At 39.9% G+C, this 17,753-nt stretch carries 11 protein-coding genes; 10 read left to right on the plus strand and 1 reads right to left on the minus strand.

Going from position 1 to position 17,753, the window contains the following annotated elements:
* Positions 1 to 38 precede the first annotated feature (38 nt).
* The 6 genes from Q7O90_RS00885 (at position 39) to Q7O90_RS00910 (ending at position 11,835) form a co-directional block, all read left to right on the plus strand.
* On the plus strand, positions 39 to 1,403 hold the full coding sequence (locus tag Q7O90_RS00885) for an FAD-dependent oxidoreductase (protein WP_304126304.1): 1,365 nt from the start codon (positions 39 to 41) through the stop codon (positions 1,401 to 1,403).
* Positions 1,404 to 1,495: 92 nt separating this feature from the next.
* A complete protein-coding gene (locus Q7O90_RS00890) occupies positions 1,496 to 2,773 on the plus strand; it encodes an O-acetylhomoserine aminocarboxypropyltransferase/cysteine synthase family protein (protein ID WP_304126308.1) in 1,278 nt (425 codons plus the stop codon).
* A gap of 311 nt (positions 2,774 to 3,084) precedes the next feature.
* Entirely contained in the window at positions 3,085 to 3,276 is a 192-nt protein-coding gene (locus Q7O90_RS00895) for a hypothetical protein (RefSeq protein WP_304126311.1), read from the plus strand.
* Positions 3,277 to 3,296: 20 nt separating this feature from the next.
* Entirely contained in the window at positions 3,297 to 3,563 is a 267-nt protein-coding gene (locus Q7O90_RS00900) for a hypothetical protein (RefSeq protein WP_304126314.1), read from the plus strand.
* A gap of 153 nt (positions 3,564 to 3,716) precedes the next feature.
* The gene (locus tag Q7O90_RS00905; protein ID WP_304126317.1) at positions 3,717 to 8,924 is read left to right on the plus strand and encodes a putative Ig domain-containing protein; all 5,208 of its coding nucleotides are present in this window, start codon (positions 3,717 to 3,719) and stop codon (positions 8,922 to 8,924) included.
* 250 nt (positions 8,925 to 9,174) lie between these two features.
* Positions 9,175 to 11,835, plus strand: a complete 2,661-nt coding sequence (locus tag Q7O90_RS00910; RefSeq protein ID WP_304126320.1) for a Cna B-type domain-containing protein — start codon at positions 9,175 to 9,177, stop codon at positions 11,833 to 11,835.
* 191 nt (positions 11,836 to 12,026) lie between these two features.
* Here the strand turns inward: Q7O90_RS00910 and Q7O90_RS00915 are convergent, their stop codons facing one another.
* On the minus strand, positions 12,027 to 12,845 hold the full coding sequence (locus tag Q7O90_RS00915; protein ID WP_304126322.1) for a CPBP family intramembrane glutamic endopeptidase: 819 nt from the start codon (positions 12,843 to 12,845) through the stop codon (positions 12,027 to 12,029).
* 289 nt (positions 12,846 to 13,134) lie between these two features.
* On the opposite strand from Q7O90_RS00915, the gene Q7O90_RS08185 reads away from it, so the two are divergent.
* The 4 genes from Q7O90_RS08185 to Q7O90_RS00935 all read left to right on the plus strand — a co-directional run bounded on the left by Q7O90_RS08185 (position 13,135) and on the right by Q7O90_RS00935 (position 17,613).
* Positions 13,135 to 13,485, plus strand: coding sequence for a nitrous oxide-stimulated promoter family protein (locus Q7O90_RS08185; RefSeq protein ID WP_304126325.1), 351 nt, complete (start codon positions 13,135 to 13,137; stop codon positions 13,483 to 13,485).
* A gap of 1 nt (position 13,486) precedes the next feature.
* A complete protein-coding gene (locus Q7O90_RS00925) occupies positions 13,487 to 15,217 on the plus strand; it encodes an ABC transporter ATP-binding protein/permease (RefSeq protein WP_330667022.1) in 1,731 nt (576 codons plus the stop codon).
* Positions 15,218 to 15,219: 2 nt separating this feature from the next.
* A complete protein-coding gene (locus Q7O90_RS00930) occupies positions 15,220 to 16,923 on the plus strand; it encodes an amino acid ABC transporter ATP-binding/permease protein (protein WP_304126329.1) in 1,704 nt (567 codons plus the stop codon).
* Between the two features lie 84 nt (positions 16,924 to 17,007).
* Positions 17,008 to 17,613 (plus strand): class I SAM-dependent methyltransferase, encoded by a 606-nt coding sequence (locus Q7O90_RS00935; RefSeq protein ID WP_304126331.1) that lies wholly within the window; start codon positions 17,008 to 17,010, stop codon positions 17,611 to 17,613.
* Positions 17,614 to 17,753 lie beyond the last annotated feature (140 nt).

Below are 17,753 nucleotides of genomic sequence, written 5' to 3' on the forward strand. Positions count from 1 at the left end.
GCACGCAATTTAAAATTACAATAAGGAGCATAATAAAAATGAATAGAAAAGTAGATAACATAATAATTGGGTTCGGAAAAGCTGGAAAGACGCTGGCTAACTATCTTGGAAATAAAGGAGAGAAAACCGTTCTTGTAGAGAAATCGCCAAAGATGTATGGTGGAACTTGCATCAACGTTGGATGCATCCCATCCAAGTTCCTAGCGACTTGTGCAGATAGAAAGGCTTATAGGAATGTTGATAATAAAACCTACTATAAAGATTCTGTAGTAGATAAGAAAAACCTTATAGCGAAGCTGAATAAAGCAAATTACGACAAGGTTGAGAGCAATGAAAACGTAGAAGTTATAGATGGAACGGCCTCGTTTAAAAATGACCACACAATCGTAGTTGATAATGGAGCGGATTCATATGAGATATTCGCAGAAAAGATTTTTATCAATACTGGAACTAGACCGTTTATTCCTAACGTAAAAGGACTTGAAGTAGGAAACCGCATTCATACTAGCGAAACGCTGATGAACCTCGAGGAGTTTCCAGAGACTCTAGCTATTCTGGGTAGTGGATTTATAGGGCTAGAGTTTGCAGCAACATATGCAAAGTTTGGAACTAAAGTAACGATTATTGATATGGGGGACAGACTACTTCCAAGAGAAGATGATGATGTAGCAGAAGTAGTATATGAATCATATAAGTCATTAGGTGTTGATATTCTATTCAATTCAGAAATTAATCATGTTGAGCAGAGCGATGATGAAGTTTCAATCGCCTATACCGAAAATGGTGTCAGCAAAGAGCTTAGGGCAGATGCTCTACTAGTTGCTACTGGCAGAAGAGCTAATGTCGAGGAGCTACATCTTGAGAATGCTGGAGTTGAGGTTTCAGAGCGTGGATTTATTAATGTAAATGATCAACTGCAGACTAACAAGCCACATATCTTCGCAATGGGAGATATTAACGGCGGGCCTCAGTTCACTTACGTTTCCCTCGATGATTACCGCATTGTGAAAAGCTATTTAGACGGGGATGGAAGCTACTCGAGAAAAGAGCGCCAGGGAATAGCTTTCTCAGCATTTCTACATCCTACATTCTCTAAAGTTGGTCTCGGTGAAAAAGATGCAAGGGAAAAAGGTTATAACGTAAGAGTCTCGAAATTGCCCGTAACGGCTATTCCAAAGGCCAAGATACTTGGAGATCAGACGGGGATTTACAAGGCTGTCGTTGATGCCGATACTGATCAGATACTTGGAGTAGTACTTTTTGGAGAGGAGTCTCACGAAGTTATAAATATTGTAGTTACAGCAATGATTGCAAAGCAGCCATACACAGTGCTCGCTAACCAGATATTTACACATCCGACAATGGCGGAGGCACTTAATGACTTGTTCGGTTCGGTTAAGTAATAAGTATCATTTAATTAACGCTCTTCGTACAACTTGCAATTCACTAATAAACACTATATAGTTAATTAGATACAAAAAGGAGGGACTTTTATATGACAAATTACAAAACTAGCACGGTATGCGTGCAGGGTGGCTACGAGCCAAAGAACGGAGAACCAAGAGTAGTTCCAATAATTCAGTCCACTACTTTTAAGTACGAATCATCAGAGCAGATGGGAAATCTATTCGACTTAAAAGAGTCTGGATATTTTTATACTAGACTTTCTAACCCAACTAATGATGCAGTAGCAAACAAGATTTGCCAGCTAGAGGGTGGTGTTGCAGCTATACTTACATCATCTGGTCAGGCTGCAAATTTCTACGCTATGATGAATATTGCAAGCGCGGGTGATCACATTATTTCTAGCTCTGCTATATACGGTGGGACATACAATCTTATCGCACATACTATGAAGCAGATGGGGATAGAGTCTACGTTTGTTGAACCAGATATATCACCTGAGGAGTTAGAGAAGAAGTTCCAGCCTAACACAAAACTTGTATTCGGTGAAACTTTATCAAACCCTTCACTTAGCGTATTAGATATTGAAAAATTTGCTAATGTTGCACATAAGCATGGTGTACCGCTAATCGTAGATAATACGTTCCCTACGCCGATTTTCTGCAAACCTTTCGAGTGGGGTGTTGATATCGTCACACACTCAACTACAAAATACATGAATGGTACCGCTAATTCAGTCGGCGGAGCAGTTGTAGATTCAGGTAACTTCGACTGGACTAAGCACAGCGACAAATTCCCGGGACTTACAACTCCTGACGAGACATATCACGGCACTGTTTATACAGAGAGCTTTGGCAAGGCTGCATACATTGTAAAGATGACGACTAACCTTATGCGTGACCTCGGATCTATTCCTTCACCTCAAAATGCCTTCTATCTGGGAATTGGACTTGAGACGCTACATTTGAGAATGGAAAGACATTTCCAGAATGCGCTTGCTCTCGCTAAGCACCTCGAAAATCATCCGAAGGTTTCCTGGGTTTCGTTCTCTGGACTAGAAAATGATAGCCAGCACGAGCTCGCGGAGAAGTATCTTCCTAACGGCTCTTGTGGAGTTATTGCATTTGGAGTAAAAGGCGGTAGAGAGGCAGCTATTAAGTTTATGGATTCGCTAAAGCTCGCAGCAATAGTTACACACGTAGCTGATTCAAGAACTTGTGTGCTTCATCCTGCATCGACTACTCATAGACAGATGAACGATGAGGAGCTAGCAGCGGCTGGAATATCTCAGGATTTAGTGAGAATGTCAGTAGGTATAGAGGATATCGATGATATAATCGCTGACGTTGATCAGGCTCTTGAGCAGTAATTGCTTAAATATCGCTTTATAAATTAAATAAATAGAATTATCTAAAAGGAGTTTCTTACCAGTTGGTTTTCCGAGGTGCAGAGGCTCCTTTTTTAGTTATCATATTGAGCATATTTATATCATTTAATATTGAAGAAGGTAATGAGCATATAAAAGATTTTAAATCAACTACCTACATGTTATTATTAGTCAAAACATGGAACTATTAATCGTGCTGCTAGTCACCATATGCATTTTAGAAAACAAGTTTAAGTTTTGAAAACAAGATTGAAATTAGATTGTAATCTATTTGTATGAATGAGGTGTGTAAAATGAAAAAAATATTTAAGGTTATATTTATAATATTACCTCTAATTCTTGCATCTACGGGGGTAATTGAATTTATACACTACCTACGGGGAGGTGGTGTAACACGGAATCCATATATGAGCGTGCTTTCAGTAGTGGTTTTTTATGCGTTAGCAATAAGAAATATTTTAGCTTTTAATAAAGAGAATGAATAACGGCGAAGGGGGCGAACATTGTGAGTGATGGTAATTATTTGGTAATTGGTAAATATACTATAATTTTAACGGTGCTATGTATCTCTATTATGATATTTACCATTGTTAGAAGGGTTATGACGAAAAAATATAAAGGTGACCATATGGCGAGCGGAATGATTATTGGTATTTCCGCAGGTTTGTTAGCAGGTATTATGTTTGATAGATCTGGATTTGGAATGGTTATGGGAATATCTATCGGGGAGATAATAGGAATGACAATAGGGGTATTAATCCCTAAAAAATAAGCATTTAGACAAAATATGTCTCGCTTTAAACTGGCGCAATTGAATTGCTTAAAGTATAATACCTATTTTGTCTAAAAAAAGCAACATTTAATAGCATATCTATGGTAAGATATCAAGAGTATATTAACTAGAGATAATTTTCGGAGGAACAAGATGAATTGTTTTGGCATTTTTGACAACAACAATGTAGAGACAAGACGAACATCGAAGACTGGGAAGCAGGGAGAAGCAGCGAGAAGAGTATCGTCTATAGCGCTATCTTGCATGCTTGGTTTTACCATGCTTATATCACCAGTTACAGTAAGGGCTGAAGGTGGTCAGCCGAGATCGCTGAACAATTCAGTCAACTACACATTAGCTGGAGAGACAGATGGAGTTTTGGACTACGCTAGAACTGATTTTACCAAGGAGGATGCCTCGGGGATTCACCTGACAGTTACTAAATGGGCAAAGTTACCAGGTAGCTGGGGCGGCACCGATAAAGGACCGTATAACGGTAGATTCCTGATTAACTTCTTTGACGATGATTTCTACAAGCAGATACAGTCAATTGAGGTTAACGGAGTTCAGTTTGAAAAAGAAGCAGATGGAGCACTTTGGAAGGTGCCTATCAATAATCAAACCTTACAATCTGGTTTGATCGGTGTCGTTACTAACAGAGACGTTATTATCAAGCTCAAGAATGGTGCTACACTTACGAGTCTAGGGCTTGATTCAAAGAAAATTGATTTTACAACCACTTGGGTAAGAGCTGATGGTAAAGCGGATAAGGGTGGAAATGATAATGGATTTATCCTTAAGAACAACCCTAATGTTCCTGCGCTTCCAAGCAATTCCAGCGCTGGTAATGATGACTACCTAGGAACTGGACTGAATCTTCTTACAACTGATGGTACACAGTCGAAGGATGGTAATTTTTCAGGTGGCAATACCGGCAAGCTTGTAAGCTACGATGCCAAGAATAAGATTATAAAGTCTACCGTTTCGTTTAAGCCTGACCAGAACTTCCTGCAGGCAAATAGCGGATGGGTCCTATATATAAATGAGGTAATTCCGAAGGAACTGCTCAAGTATATTGATACTAACGAGGTGAGGCTCGGAGTTTCTACTTCGACAGGTACGATAACAGCATCTAATCCTATAAAGCTAACGGTAGATCCAAACGGGGATGGTGTAATTTCAACAAAAGATACTCCATCACTCAGCATAGTTGGTGGAGACTGGAGTAAGGTTACACAGGTTAGGAGCACACTTGATTCACAAGTTTTCTACGGAGCACTTGGACAGAGAAGGTCTTATACAATTGAATATAAGCTGAAGTCAAACGTTACAAATCAGGATTTCGCAAAGGCTCTAAACGATTATATAACTGCTAATAATCAGCAGCTTAACTTTGAGTCATGGCTCACAGCTGATTTTGTTGATTCAACACCTGTATTTCACGGAATCAGGAAGCCTGATGGTGGGAAGCCTAATAAGAGAATTCAGCACTCGTATACTAACGCATTCCTAGAGGTTCTTGACACTGATAAGGACGGTCTATTTGACTTTGTAGAAGACGAAATAGGTTCTGATAAGTATAACGTTGATACTGACGGCGATGGAGTTCCTGATGGTCAGGAATACCTAACAGATAAGACTGATCCGACAAAGGCTAATTCGTATCTGGTAGTTAAGCCAAATGTTACAACGACGAACATCGAAGCAAATAGAGCAGAGACAATCAAGGGAACTGTTCCAAAGACAATTTATAATAACCCTGCAGATGAAACTAAGAAGCTAACCGCTACTAACACTGATGCGGGTAACGTTATTGTAAAAGCCTATAAATACGTCGCTGATGATACAGATTACACTCACGAGACGGCGAAGGCAGAGACTACAATACCTTTTTCTGATTTGAAAGATGGAAAATTTAGTATAAACGTTCCAGCCGGAACTTTTGCAGACGGTGATAAAGTTATACTTGTAGCTTACTCACCGGATGGAAAGAATCCTATGGTTTCGAGCACTAAGGTAAATGTTGGTGCTATAAAAGTCACATTTGATACTAATGGCGGAAAATGGGCAGACGGTACGAATGCAGACAAGGTAGTATCAGCAGTAAACGGAAAAGCAACTCAGCCAGAAGAGCCTACCCGAGATGGTTACAAGTTTATGGGATGGGCTGCAACGGCTGGTGCTACTGAGGCGGATTCGGATATTCTAAAGAATATTACTGAAGCCAAAGAAGTCTTTGCTGTATGGAAAGATAACAAGGCGCCAGTAATTGATAACATTGGAGACCAGACAGTTATCGAAGGGCAGCCGATAACAGAGATTACTGTTACAACTGATGACCCTACTGCTACTGTTACGGTTAAAGATTTACCGACTGGAGTTCAGTATTCGAATGGAAAAATAAGCGGTACTCCTAAAGTCACTGACTGGCATGGTAATGAGGAAACTCGTGAAATTACAGTTACGGTAGAGGCTAAAGACCCAGCAGGAAATACTACTACAAAGACATTCAAAATCACAGTTCAGAGGGATACCGATAAGGATGGTATACCAGATATTACTGATCTTGATGATGATGGAGATGGATACCTAGATTCTGAAGAAACAGCTAAGGGATCTGATCCAAAGAATTCAAAGTCAGTACCGGCAGGTATGATAACACCGATTGCTCAGACTACGGTTACTAATCCGATTCAGACGGTTAATGATAAAACGGCAATTACGAATATAGTTGTAAAACCGGGAGCTTCTGGTGCAACTGTTACCGTTGATAACAGCAAGCTACCAAGCGGAGTAACTTATGATGCAGGTACAAAGACAATAAGTGGCACGCCAAATGTAACAAATTGGGGTAGTACAGAAGAAAAGCGTAAGTTTGAAATCCCTGTTGTAGTTAAGAATCCAGACGGCTCTAAGATTACAAAGACAGTAGAAATCACCGTACTTAGAGATACAGATGGTGATGGCGATCCAGATATCACTGATACGGATGATGATGGAGATGGATACTCTGATACAGAGGAGACGACAAAAGGATCTGATCCGAAGAACAGTCACTCTATACCAGCAGGTACGATTACTCCAGCAGATCCATTAAATATTATTAATCCAGTACAGACTGTTGTTGATAGACATGCTATTAATGATATAACTATTGGAACGATAGATATTGACTCGACTGAACATGTTGATAGTACAAAACTTCCACCGGGAGTTACATATAATCCAGGAACTCTCTCAATAACTGGAACACCTAATGTTACTAACTGGGGTAGCAATGAAGAAAAGCGCAAGTACGAAATTCCTATAGTCGTTACAAACTCAGATGGTTCATCGATTACTAGAATCGTAGAAATAACTGTTCTAAGAGATACAGATGGAGATGGTGATCCAGATATAACAGATCCGGATGATGACGGTGATGGATATACCGATCTCGCAGAAAAGACACAAGGTTCTGATCCTAAGAGCGCAAGATCTATTCCAGCTGCTGTTGTGACACCTGTTGCTCCAACTACTATCACAAATGGGACACAGACGGTTAATGATAAGACAGCAATTACAAATATTGTAGTAACACCTGGAAATGCAGCGTCTGTAGTTACAGTAGATAATAGTAAGCTACCAAATGGTGTGACTTACGATCCAGGAACTAAAACCATTAGTGGTACGCCAAATGTAACAGATTGGGGTAGTACAGAGGAAAAGCGTAAGTTTGAGATTCCTGTAGTAGTTACGAATCCAGATGGAACTAAAATCACCAAAACTGTAGAGATTACAGTACTAAGGGATACAGATGGTGACGGTGACCCAGATATTACAGATACAGACGATGACGGAGATGGCATACCAGACACAGTAGAGACGGCAAAGGGTTCAGACCCTAAGAATGCGAATTCTAGACCAGCTGCTGTTGTAACTCCTGTGACACCAACTACTATTACGAATGGTACGCAATCTGTAAATGATAAGACTGCGATTAGCAACATCACAATTACACCTGGAAATAATAATGCAACTGTGTCTGTAGACAATAGCAAGCTACCAAACGGCGTAACTTACAACCCAGCAACTAAGACTATCAGTGGCACGCCAAACGTAACTGATTGGGGTAGTACAGAAGAAAAACGCAAGTTTGAAACTCCTGTTGTAGTAACGAATCCAGATGGCTCAAAGGTTACTAAGACTGTTGAAATTACAGTATTAAGGGACACTGACGGTGATGGCGATCCAGATATCACTGATCCAGATGACGATGGAGATGGCGTATCTGATGTAGAGGAAAATGCGAGAGGATCTAACCCTAAGAATAGAGGGTCTGTCCCTGCGGCAGTGATAGTTCCAGTATCACCTACGACAATCACTAATGGAACGCAGAGCGTTAATGATAAGACTGCGATTAGCAACATCACAATTACACCTGGAGCTACAGGTTCTACAGTAACAGTAGATACAAGCAAGTTACCAAATGGTGTTACATTCGATGCAGGTACTAAGACTATCAGTGGCACGCCAAATGTAACTGATTGGGGTAGCACAGAAGAAAAGCGTAAGTTTGAAATTCCTGTTGTAGTAACGAACCCAGATGGTTCTAAGGTTACCAAGACTGTTGAAATCACAGTACTAAGGGATACAGATGGTGACGGTGATCCAGACATTACAGATACGGATGATGATGGCGATGGTGTACCGGATACGGTTGAGACAGCAAAGGGATCAGACCCTAAGAATGCGAACTCTAGACCAGCTGCTGTTGTAACTCCTGTGACACCAACTACTATTACGAATGGTACGCAATCTGTAAATGATAAGACTGCGATTAGCAACATCACAATTACACCTGGAAATAATAATGCAACTGTGTCTGTAGACAATAGCAAGCTACCAAACGGCGTAACTTACAACCCAGCAACTAAGACTATCAGTGGCACGCCAAACGTAACTGATTGGGGTAGTACAGAAGAAAAGCGCAAGTTTGAAATTCCAGTAGTCATTACGAATCCAGATGGTTCTAAGATTACCAAGACTGTTGAAATCACAGTGCTAAGGGATACAGATGGCGATGGTGATCCTGACATCACAGATACGGATGATGATGGCGATGGATATTCAGATGCTGTTGAAGCTTCAAATGGAACTAATCCTAAGGATGCGAATTCTAGACCAACATCTAGTGTAAACTCAGGAAGGTCAGGAGGACATAGTGCACGTAATCATGCAGGAAAGACTCCGCTAAGATCAGTTTTAGGTCCTAAAACAGGAGATGGCTTTGAGGTTTATGTATATGCAGGATTTGCTATCTTTGCAGCATTTGAAGTAGCAATTCTGATGCTAATTCGTAGGAGAAGAAGAGACCGTTAATAGAAGCACTAGCTGCACAAATTTTAACCTTCTCTAGACCTTAGAAGGTATTAACAGGTAAACAAAAATGGGCTTGAGCACAGTGCTCAGGTCCATTTTTGTTATATCTATAAATTAAGATATTAATATATGATAAAATCTCGATAATTGCACAAATGCTTTGTAATATCGTGTATAATGTGTGAACAAGTATGTAATTTTGCCATACTTGAATAGGTTATTTTTTATTCATGAAAGTAAAGGGTTTGAAATGAGTATTAGAAAATCTCTTACACCTATCTTGGTGACATTGGTAACCTTAATTTCATTTTTTATATTGTTTGGTTTAGAAGCTAACGCAGCGACTGTAAATGCGAGCAGTACTGCAGAGATTCAGCAGGCAATTAACAATGCTACAGGGGCTACTGAAATTGTTCTTACTAGAGATATGGATCTAAGCACACCGATTAATGTGCCAGCAGGTAAGGATATCACTTTGAAGGGTGCCGTAACAATCACTAAGAAGAACACTGGAATAGCTGTAAAGATTGCGGAAGGTGGGTCTTTGACATGGCAGGATGTTAAGCTAGATGGAAATCAGCTTGGTACAAACTATAGCTCCGCCATCATCGATAATGCTGGTAAACTCACGATGAATAGCGGAGAAATCAAGAATGTAAAAACTGATTCAGGATTTGTTGGCATAGTTAAAGTGAGAGGGACAAATGCTTCGTTCACTATGAACGGTGGCTCGATTCACAATAACAAGATGTCCAACCAGTTTATTGCTGTTGTCAAGGTTACAGAGGGTGCTTCATTCACTATGAATGGTGGTGATATCTCTAATAACACTCTTACACCAGATGGAAGCTCTGGAAATAATGCTGCCGTAACTGTTGAGGGAATCAAGGGAAGCTCAACTATGGTAATGAATGGGGGTACCATCACTGGCAATAGTGCTGATTTTGGCGGAGTGCTAGTTGGAAGCTTCAGTACAGCAAGTACGCGAGATCTTAACTGGTCAAATTCAGCTTATATCTTTTCGACTGGTAAGATGACAATGAATGGGGGTACCATCTCTAACAATACTGCTAACTCGCTTGGTGGCGGTATAGCTGTTAATGGAGCGGGTCAGCTTACAATGGAAGGTGGAACTATTTCTGGAAACAAGGCACCATTTGGCGGTGGAATAGGAATTAATGACTATCTTCTTTCTAACGACCGTGGTTCATACCCAGAGAGCACTTGGAGAAGATTTTTCCCTACTAAGGTAACGATAAACAACGGTACTATCACTGGTAACCATGCGGTTCTAACTGGTCGCAAGGTAAATAATGACCCTTATGCAGAGAACGGCGTAGGTGGTGGTATCTACGTTGCTTCACAGGAAGTTACTATAAATGGCGCCAATATCACTAACAATACTGCTGGAAAGCAGGGTGGTGGAGTATATGTTGCCGCTGTACCATATAGGCTTCAGATGGGTAAGACTATGGTAACTGGAAATACAGCTACAAAGCTTGGTGGCGGAATGTGGCTTTGCCCAACAGGGAGTGCAAAGACGGCAATTACTAATGGTGCTTCGTTCTTTGATAACACAGCAGGTACTGGTGCAAATAACAATGATACAACTGCAGCTGGAGATGATGTTGCATCCATTTCAAAGAATGACCCAGCTACACAGACTCTAATACTGTCTAATAATGGACTAGATAATTGGCTTGTTCATTGGTATGAAGATGGAAAGATTGATAATTCATATCTAGGCGCATCTAACGGAAGTGATAGATACCCTAATACAGTTAATCCTCCTGTTGATAGAGGTACACTAAATGGAATAACTGACAACATCAGTTTGAAGTCCATTATGTCAGATCAGGGTAAGGCAGCAGCTAGAATATCCGCAAAGGTTGTAGTTACAGGAAATAAAGCACCTCGTGGTGGCGGAATTGGATCGAATGGTGAAGTTGATTTTGGAACATCGCCAATTAGCTACGACAAGATAAAGCTAGAAGTCACAAAGAAGTGGGAAACTGATAATAATAATCATGTAACATCTGTAACAGTTGGTTTGTTCAGAGTTACTAAGAGTGTCATTGACGGCGTGGTGCTGAAGGATGCAAATGGTAATCCTATAGATACAACTGGCTGGACTGCTAGCCAGCTATCCGAAGCAAAGATTAAACAGCTAATGGAAAGCGGGTCTACTGATTATCAGCAGATTGATCAAGTTGTTCTTAATGGTGCAAATAACTGGAAACATAGCTTCGTTGACTTAATAAAGTTCAACATGGTGAATGATGCTCAGGATACTAATAATCCTTTCATCTATGTTGTTCGTGAAATGGACAGCAATGGAAACTGGGTTCAGAATGAATCGAAAGCAAATTTTGGAACACAGACGATAAAGGTTGCATATGAAATAGTTACAGAGGCTACTGGTGACTCAAAACAGACAATCTCCAATAATGTTGCGCCAGAGGAGATGACCATAGAGGTTAAAAAGGATTGGGTAGGTAAGAAAGCTAGCGAAGTTAAGGTTCAGCTATACAAAAATGGAGCTCCGCTGGGGACAATCGTTACATTAAATGCCGCTAATAACTGGACAACAAGATTTGAGAATCTCCTCGTAAAGGATGCCGGTGCAGCGAATAATAACGAATATAAGGTTCTTGAAGTTGGAGAGTCAAATGGTGAAATTACCATTAATGGTAGTACTTATAAAGTAACCTATGGTGAGATTGACCAGGATGGCAAGACTGTTATTACCAATGCTGAAAAGCCAAAGCCAAACCCTAAGAATCCTCCTAAGAAGGTTAAGCGCACACCTAAGACTGGTGATGCAAATCATGTGGTATTCTTCATGATTCTAGGAATTGGTGCACTTGCATCACTCGGCTTCGTATATGGAGTAAAAAGAAAGTATATGTAAGGCCTTAGTTTGACAAATATTATAACCAATTGACAAAAGAGTGGATTTCTAGAAAATCCACTGCTAAAGCAGAACCAACCAATAAAAGCGTTTGCCATGAACTTAGGCAAACGCTTTTTTCTTATAAATAAGTGATTGTAAAATTGCTTTACACCAGGTGTAAATAATAATAAATCTCTATATGTATCGTACTAATTATTGATTTTCTTACTCTTCCGGTGTAGATGATATAAGATAGCAAGTGTTGGAAGAATGCATACGTACGATGTAATATTTAGAAGTGTGTTAGTAAAGTCAGTATCGAGTGAAGGTGGCAATGTTCCGCTCAGATTGTTAATGCCGTGTGCAAATGCAACAAACACCAGCGATCTGCACTTTTTCATGAAGTAAGCTAGGATTATGCCAAAGATGGCCGTATACACACCCTGTATGAAGCTTCCGTGCCATATACCGAACATAATACCGGTTACGGTTACAGGGAACCACGGGTTTCTCGTTGCATTCTCAAAGCTGCTAAAGATGATTCCGCGGAAAAGTATTTCCTCGATTATTGGTCCAACTACAACAATCGCTAGGAATAGCCATATATATGGACCTTTCTCCATATCGCTATATAGCGAATCAAATCCTTTGACTTGCTTTGCGAGAAAAGGTGAATAATCAGCAAGAATGTACACGCCGTTTAACCAAAGGCTCGATATTCCACCCGCACCGAAGCCAAGGATTATGGCATATATTATTCCAGTTGGTTTAGATATACGAACTTCGGGCTCTCTTTTGGTAAAAACTATGCGATAGAATATATAGCATGTAATAGATAATACGAAAGCTATTGATGCATCCATAAAGCTTGCACTTGAATTTAAGAATTTGTCGCTTACTGGAAAAAAGGTAAGAGCTCTCTCAATAACGACAGCCACTAAAGATGCCAATATGTCATATACAAATAAAAATATAAATGGTAGAAATAAAAATAGTAGTCTTTTTAAAGGTGATTTTTTTGTATCCAATTCATTTGCCTCCAATCATTTGATTTATATGATATCATAAACCTTAAATTGATAATAGAAAAAACGATGGCGCATTATCGCATTATATATTCCAAGAATAACAAAATGGTAAGGATGAAGAGTGTTTAACTCAGGAGCTGAATAAGCGTGGGATTAATTCGCAATTTTTTAAGGTATACTGGCCGCTAATATTTGTTAGATACATCTAATATGATAATATAGACATAATAAATTTGCGATTACAATTTATTATAATGGCTTTATATGATAATGAGAGGTTTGAGGAAACATGGAATCAAGTAGAATCAAGCGTAAACGCCAAAAAGAGATAATGCTAGTTTCACAGATGATCAAGCTTTATTGTCATAAAAATCATACTAATCGGAATGGAAAAGAACTTTGCGGTGAATGTCAAGAGTTGATCGAGTATGCACGTGAACGTAGCGAGAAATGCCGTTTTATGAAGAGCAAAACATTTTGCAGTAACTGTAAGGTACACTGCTACTCACCAGAGATGAAAGAGAAGATTCAGAAGGTCATGCGCTATAGTGGACCGCGAATTATCATATATCATCCGCTTCTGTGTCTAAAACATGTTATAACAGGCGCGAAGGAAAAGAGGAGAACTAGGTGTGATTAAGATGAGGCTTATTAAGCTATTGAAGGGCTCTGGAAAGTACATAATCTATCAGATTGCATTGCAGTGGCTTTCACTGTTCGCTCAGATTGCGATAGTATGGCAGGTAACTCAGTTAATCGATGGAGCGTGGCAAAAGAGCATTACAAGCTCCGATATTCTTACGACTATTGGAATTGTAACGGCTGGACTTATCGTTAGGTATATTTGTGACCGCCTATACTCTCGTGCTTGCTATCTGGCAAGTGTAGATGTTAAACGTGCATTAAGAGATCAGATATATAGAAAAGTCCTTTGGCTAGGTCCGTCGTATCGTGAGCAGATTAGAACATCTGAAATTGTACAGATGACTGGGGAGGGTGTAGAACAGCTTGAGACTTATTTTGGCAGGTATCTAAGCCAGTTTTTTTATGCACTTCTGGCACCAGCTACACTGTTTTTTGTCATTTCTAGGATAAGCTTTAAAACAGCTGTCGTGTTACTCGCTGCAGTTCCGCTTATTCCGATTGTAATCATGTTAGTAATATTTATTGCTAAAAAGATTCTCGGGAATTACTTCGATATATATTATGGCCTTGGAGACAGCTTTCTCGAGAAGCTGCAGGGAATGACAACTCTAAAGATTTATAGAGCTGACCAGAGGGCAGTAGAGCAGATAGATAGTGAATCAGAGCAGTTCCGCAAGATAACGATGAAGGTTCTTATGATGCAGCTCAACAGCACCTCGATTATGGATATAATCGCTTATGGTGGGGCTGCTGCAGGAATAATCAGTGCGCTAATTGAATTTTCTAATCGTAACATTAATGTTTCGGGAGTGTTAATGTGCATATTCCTTGCTGCAGAGTTTTTTCTTCCCATGCGCCTCCTTGGTAGCTTCTTCCATATCGGAATGAACGGTATGAAAGCAAGCGATAGAATATTTGCATTTCTTGATCTGCCAGAGCAGAAACGTGGAGAAGAGGAAATTGCTGGGAACAAAATAGATATATCGCTCGATAATGTCTCATTTTCTTATGATGAGAGCAGAGAGGTTTTACATGATATAAGTATGAATATAGATTCAGGCTCTCTTGTATCCATCGTTGGAGTTTCAGGATCAGGAAAATCTACAATTGCAGGTATTTTGCTCGGAAAGAATCATAATTATAGTGGCAGTATAAAAGTTAATGGTACTGAGCATAGAAAAATATCTAGCAAATCGCTTATGGAGAATTTTACCATGATCGGACATAACAGCTGGATTTTTAAGGGTACAGTGCGTGAGAACCTGCTTATGGGAAATCCTACGGCAACTGACGCTGAACTGTTAGATGCTTTGGATAATGTAAATCTAAAGAATTTTCTTGAGTCACAGAGCGGTTTAGATACTAGGGTGGAATCCAATGCTTCTAACTTCTCAGGTGGTCAGAAGCAGAGACTTGCCCTAGCTAGAGCTCTCCTTCACGACACACCAGTATACATATTTGATGAAGCAACATCTAACATCGATGCCGATAGTGAGGAAGCTATAATGACAGCTGTTAAGCGGATTGCTAAAAAAAAGACCGTAATATTAATATCCCATAGACTGGCAAATGTCACAGATAGCGATGCAATATATATGCTTAAAAATGGCAAGATCATCGAAAAAGGAACGCATCATGAACTCATGGGTATCAAGGGAACATATGCAAATCTTTTCTCTGAACAATCAGAGCTTGAAAACTATTCAAGAGGAAGAGAGGAGGCTTAAATATGGATAAAGATAAGCGTAGTTCTGATATAGCGATAATGCGGAGACTAATCGTACTAGTAAAGCCTCTTACAGGCGTAATGATAACAGGCATCATCCTTGGTGTAGCCGGATTCCTCTGTGCTATATTCCTAACTATTGTAGGTGGCATTGGAGTTATAAAGGGTCTATCCGTATTTGGTGGAGACGTCATGTTCGGCAGCACTGCACTAGATGAAGTGATTTCTTGGAATCAGATATTTGTGCTACTTATTGGGCTTGCATTAGCGCGAGGTATTCTTCACTATGGCGAGCAGTATTGTAATCACTATATAGCTTTTAGAATTCTTGCGATTATACGTCATAAGGTTTTTGAATGCCTTAGAAAGCTCTGTCCGGCGAAGCTTGAAGGAAAGAACAAGGGCGACCTAATCTCTATTATCACGGGTGATATCGAACTTCTTGAGGTGTTCTTCGCACATACCATATCTCCGATTGTAATTGCATTTTTAACTTCGCTAATTATGGTGGTATTCATAGGAGCTCAAAGCATGGTGGCTGGGGTCATAGCATGTATGGGATACACTGTAGTTGGAGTTGTACTACCGATATGGAACGGTAAGAGAAGTGCTAGTGCTGGAATGAAGTTTCGTAACGGCGTCGGTGAACTAAATGGCTTCGTACTAGATAGCATGTACGGTGTGGATGAGATTCTGCAGTATGGTCAAGGTGATCAGCAGCTCAGTAAGATGAATGAAAAGTCACAATCGCTTGCCGAGCATCAGGAGAATCTGAGCAAATTCGAAGGCTCTCAGAGGGCAGTAACTAATATTGTCATCCAGCTATTCTCTTGGGGTATGTTATTTACAATGATTTACCTTTATATGGAAAGCGCTGCTACCTTTTCTGAGGTGCTAATTTCAACACTTGCTATGATGAGCTCTTTCGGACCCGTCGTTGCACTTGCATCGCTTTCTAATAGCTTAAATCAGACACTTGCCTGCGGGGAGAGAGTCCTGGCGCTACTCGAGGAAGCACCTACGGTCGAGGAAGTAAGTGGCAAGGAGCATACTGACTTTGAAGGGGCTAAGGCTGACGATATAACTTTCTCATATGAAGACGAGATTATATTAAAAAATGTAACGGTAGATATTGAAAAGGGTAAGGTGCTCGGAATACACGGTGCTAGCGGTTCTGGAAAGTCAACGCTCTTAAAGCTCATAATGAGATTTTGGGATGTGAAAGAGGGCCGGATGCTGATATCTGAAAAGGATATCAAGGAAATCAACACAGATGACCTTCGCTCAATGTCGTCATATGTAACACAGGATACGATACTGTTTCGTGATACCATAGCAAATAATATTAGGATTGCTAATCCAGACGCAGGGCTCGCTAAAGTTGAGGAAGCAGCCAAGAAGGCTAGTATTCACGATTTTATAATTAGACTCCCTCACGGTTATGATACAAATGTAGGAGAACTCGGTAGCACTCTGTCTGATGGTGAGAAGCAGCGAGTGGGGCTTGCAAGAGCATTTCTTCATGACTCAGATCTCGTGCTTCTTGACGAACCGACCAGTAATCTAGATGTTCTGAATGAGGGAATTATCTTGAAATCTCTTGAAAATGAGAAGATAGGAAAGACAATGGTACTCGTATCACACAGAAAATCGACACTTTCGCTTGCCGATAGAGTATATGAGATGGATAATGGCAGATTGTCATAATTTAATTATGCTATGATTAAAAATGAAGCTTAACTAAGCTGAGAAAGATTGATTTACACTCAGAAGTGATAAAGGAGTTAAAAAATGTTCTGGAATAATATAGCAGGCGTATATGACATATTCGTTAAAGTTATAAACAGAAGGACGCATAACGAGCTAAAGGGGATAGTTGGCAAATACATAGATTCACGTGACAATGTACTCGAGTGTGCGGCAGGAACCGGTATGCTTAGTGCTGTTATAGCTGAAAGGTGTAGTACACTTGTAGCAACTGATTTTGCACCGAAGATGATTAAGCGCGCTGAGAAGAATTGTTCATCTTATACTAATATCACTTTTGAATATGCGAATATCATGTCGCTTAAATATCCGGATGATAGCTTTGATAAGGTTATTGCTGGTAATGTGATACATCTTCTAGATGAACCACTAAAGGCACTTGCCGAGTTAAATCGTGTCTGCAAACCTGGAGGACTTTTAATAATTCCAACGTATATGAATCGTGATAAACATGATAAAAAGAGCACACTGACTGATTCGGTCGGAAAAGCAGGGGCTGATTTTAAACAATATTTTAATGTCATTAGCTATATTGCTTTTTTTAAAACAGCTGGATATGAAGATGTAAAAGTAGAGCTGGCAGATGGAAGGATTCCGTGTGCAGTTGCAACTATGACTAAATTAAACTAAATATGAAAGATAACAAAACTGCGAGGAGATGGATAATATAGCTCTTCGTTTTGTTCTTAGATGCTTTTTTATATATTAAGCGAAAAGAACTGTTGGGACTCTTATAATTATAATTTATAATGGAAGAGGTTCTGTATAAT

It is taken from the genome of Mogibacterium diversum (assembly GCF_938028775.1).
Lineage (GTDB): Bacteria > Bacillota > Clostridia > Peptostreptococcales > Anaerovoracaceae > Mogibacterium > Mogibacterium diversum_A.

What these genes read in the sequence shown, in the direction of transcription:
- Q7O90_RS00935 (WP_304126331.1), top strand. Translation starts at nt 17,008, where the DNA reads ATGTTCTGGAATAATATAGCAGGCGTATATGACATATTCGTTAAAGTT.
- Q7O90_RS08185 (WP_304126325.1), top strand. Translation starts at nt 13,135, where the DNA reads ATGGAATCAAGTAGAATCAAGCGTAAACGCCAAAAAGAGATAATGCTA.
- Q7O90_RS00910 (WP_304126320.1), top strand. Translation starts at nt 9,175, where the DNA reads ATGAGTATTAGAAAATCTCTTACACCTATCTTGGTGACATTGGTAACC.
- Q7O90_RS00905 (WP_304126317.1), top strand. Translation starts at nt 3,717, where the DNA reads ATGAATTGTTTTGGCATTTTTGACAACAACAATGTAGAGACAAGACGA.
- Q7O90_RS00885 (WP_304126304.1), top strand. Translation starts at nt 39, where the DNA reads ATGAATAGAAAAGTAGATAACATAATAATTGGGTTCGGAAAAGCTGGA.
- Q7O90_RS00925 (WP_330667022.1), top strand. Translation starts at nt 13,487, where the DNA reads ATGAGGCTTATTAAGCTATTGAAGGGCTCTGGAAAGTACATAATCTAT.
- Q7O90_RS00890 (WP_304126308.1), top strand. Translation starts at nt 1,496, where the DNA reads ATGACAAATTACAAAACTAGCACGGTATGCGTGCAGGGTGGCTACGAG.
- Q7O90_RS00895 (WP_304126311.1), top strand. Translation starts at nt 3,085, where the DNA reads ATGAAAAAAATATTTAAGGTTATATTTATAATATTACCTCTAATTCTT.
- Q7O90_RS00930 (WP_304126329.1), top strand. Translation starts at nt 15,220, where the DNA reads ATGGATAAAGATAAGCGTAGTTCTGATATAGCGATAATGCGGAGACTA.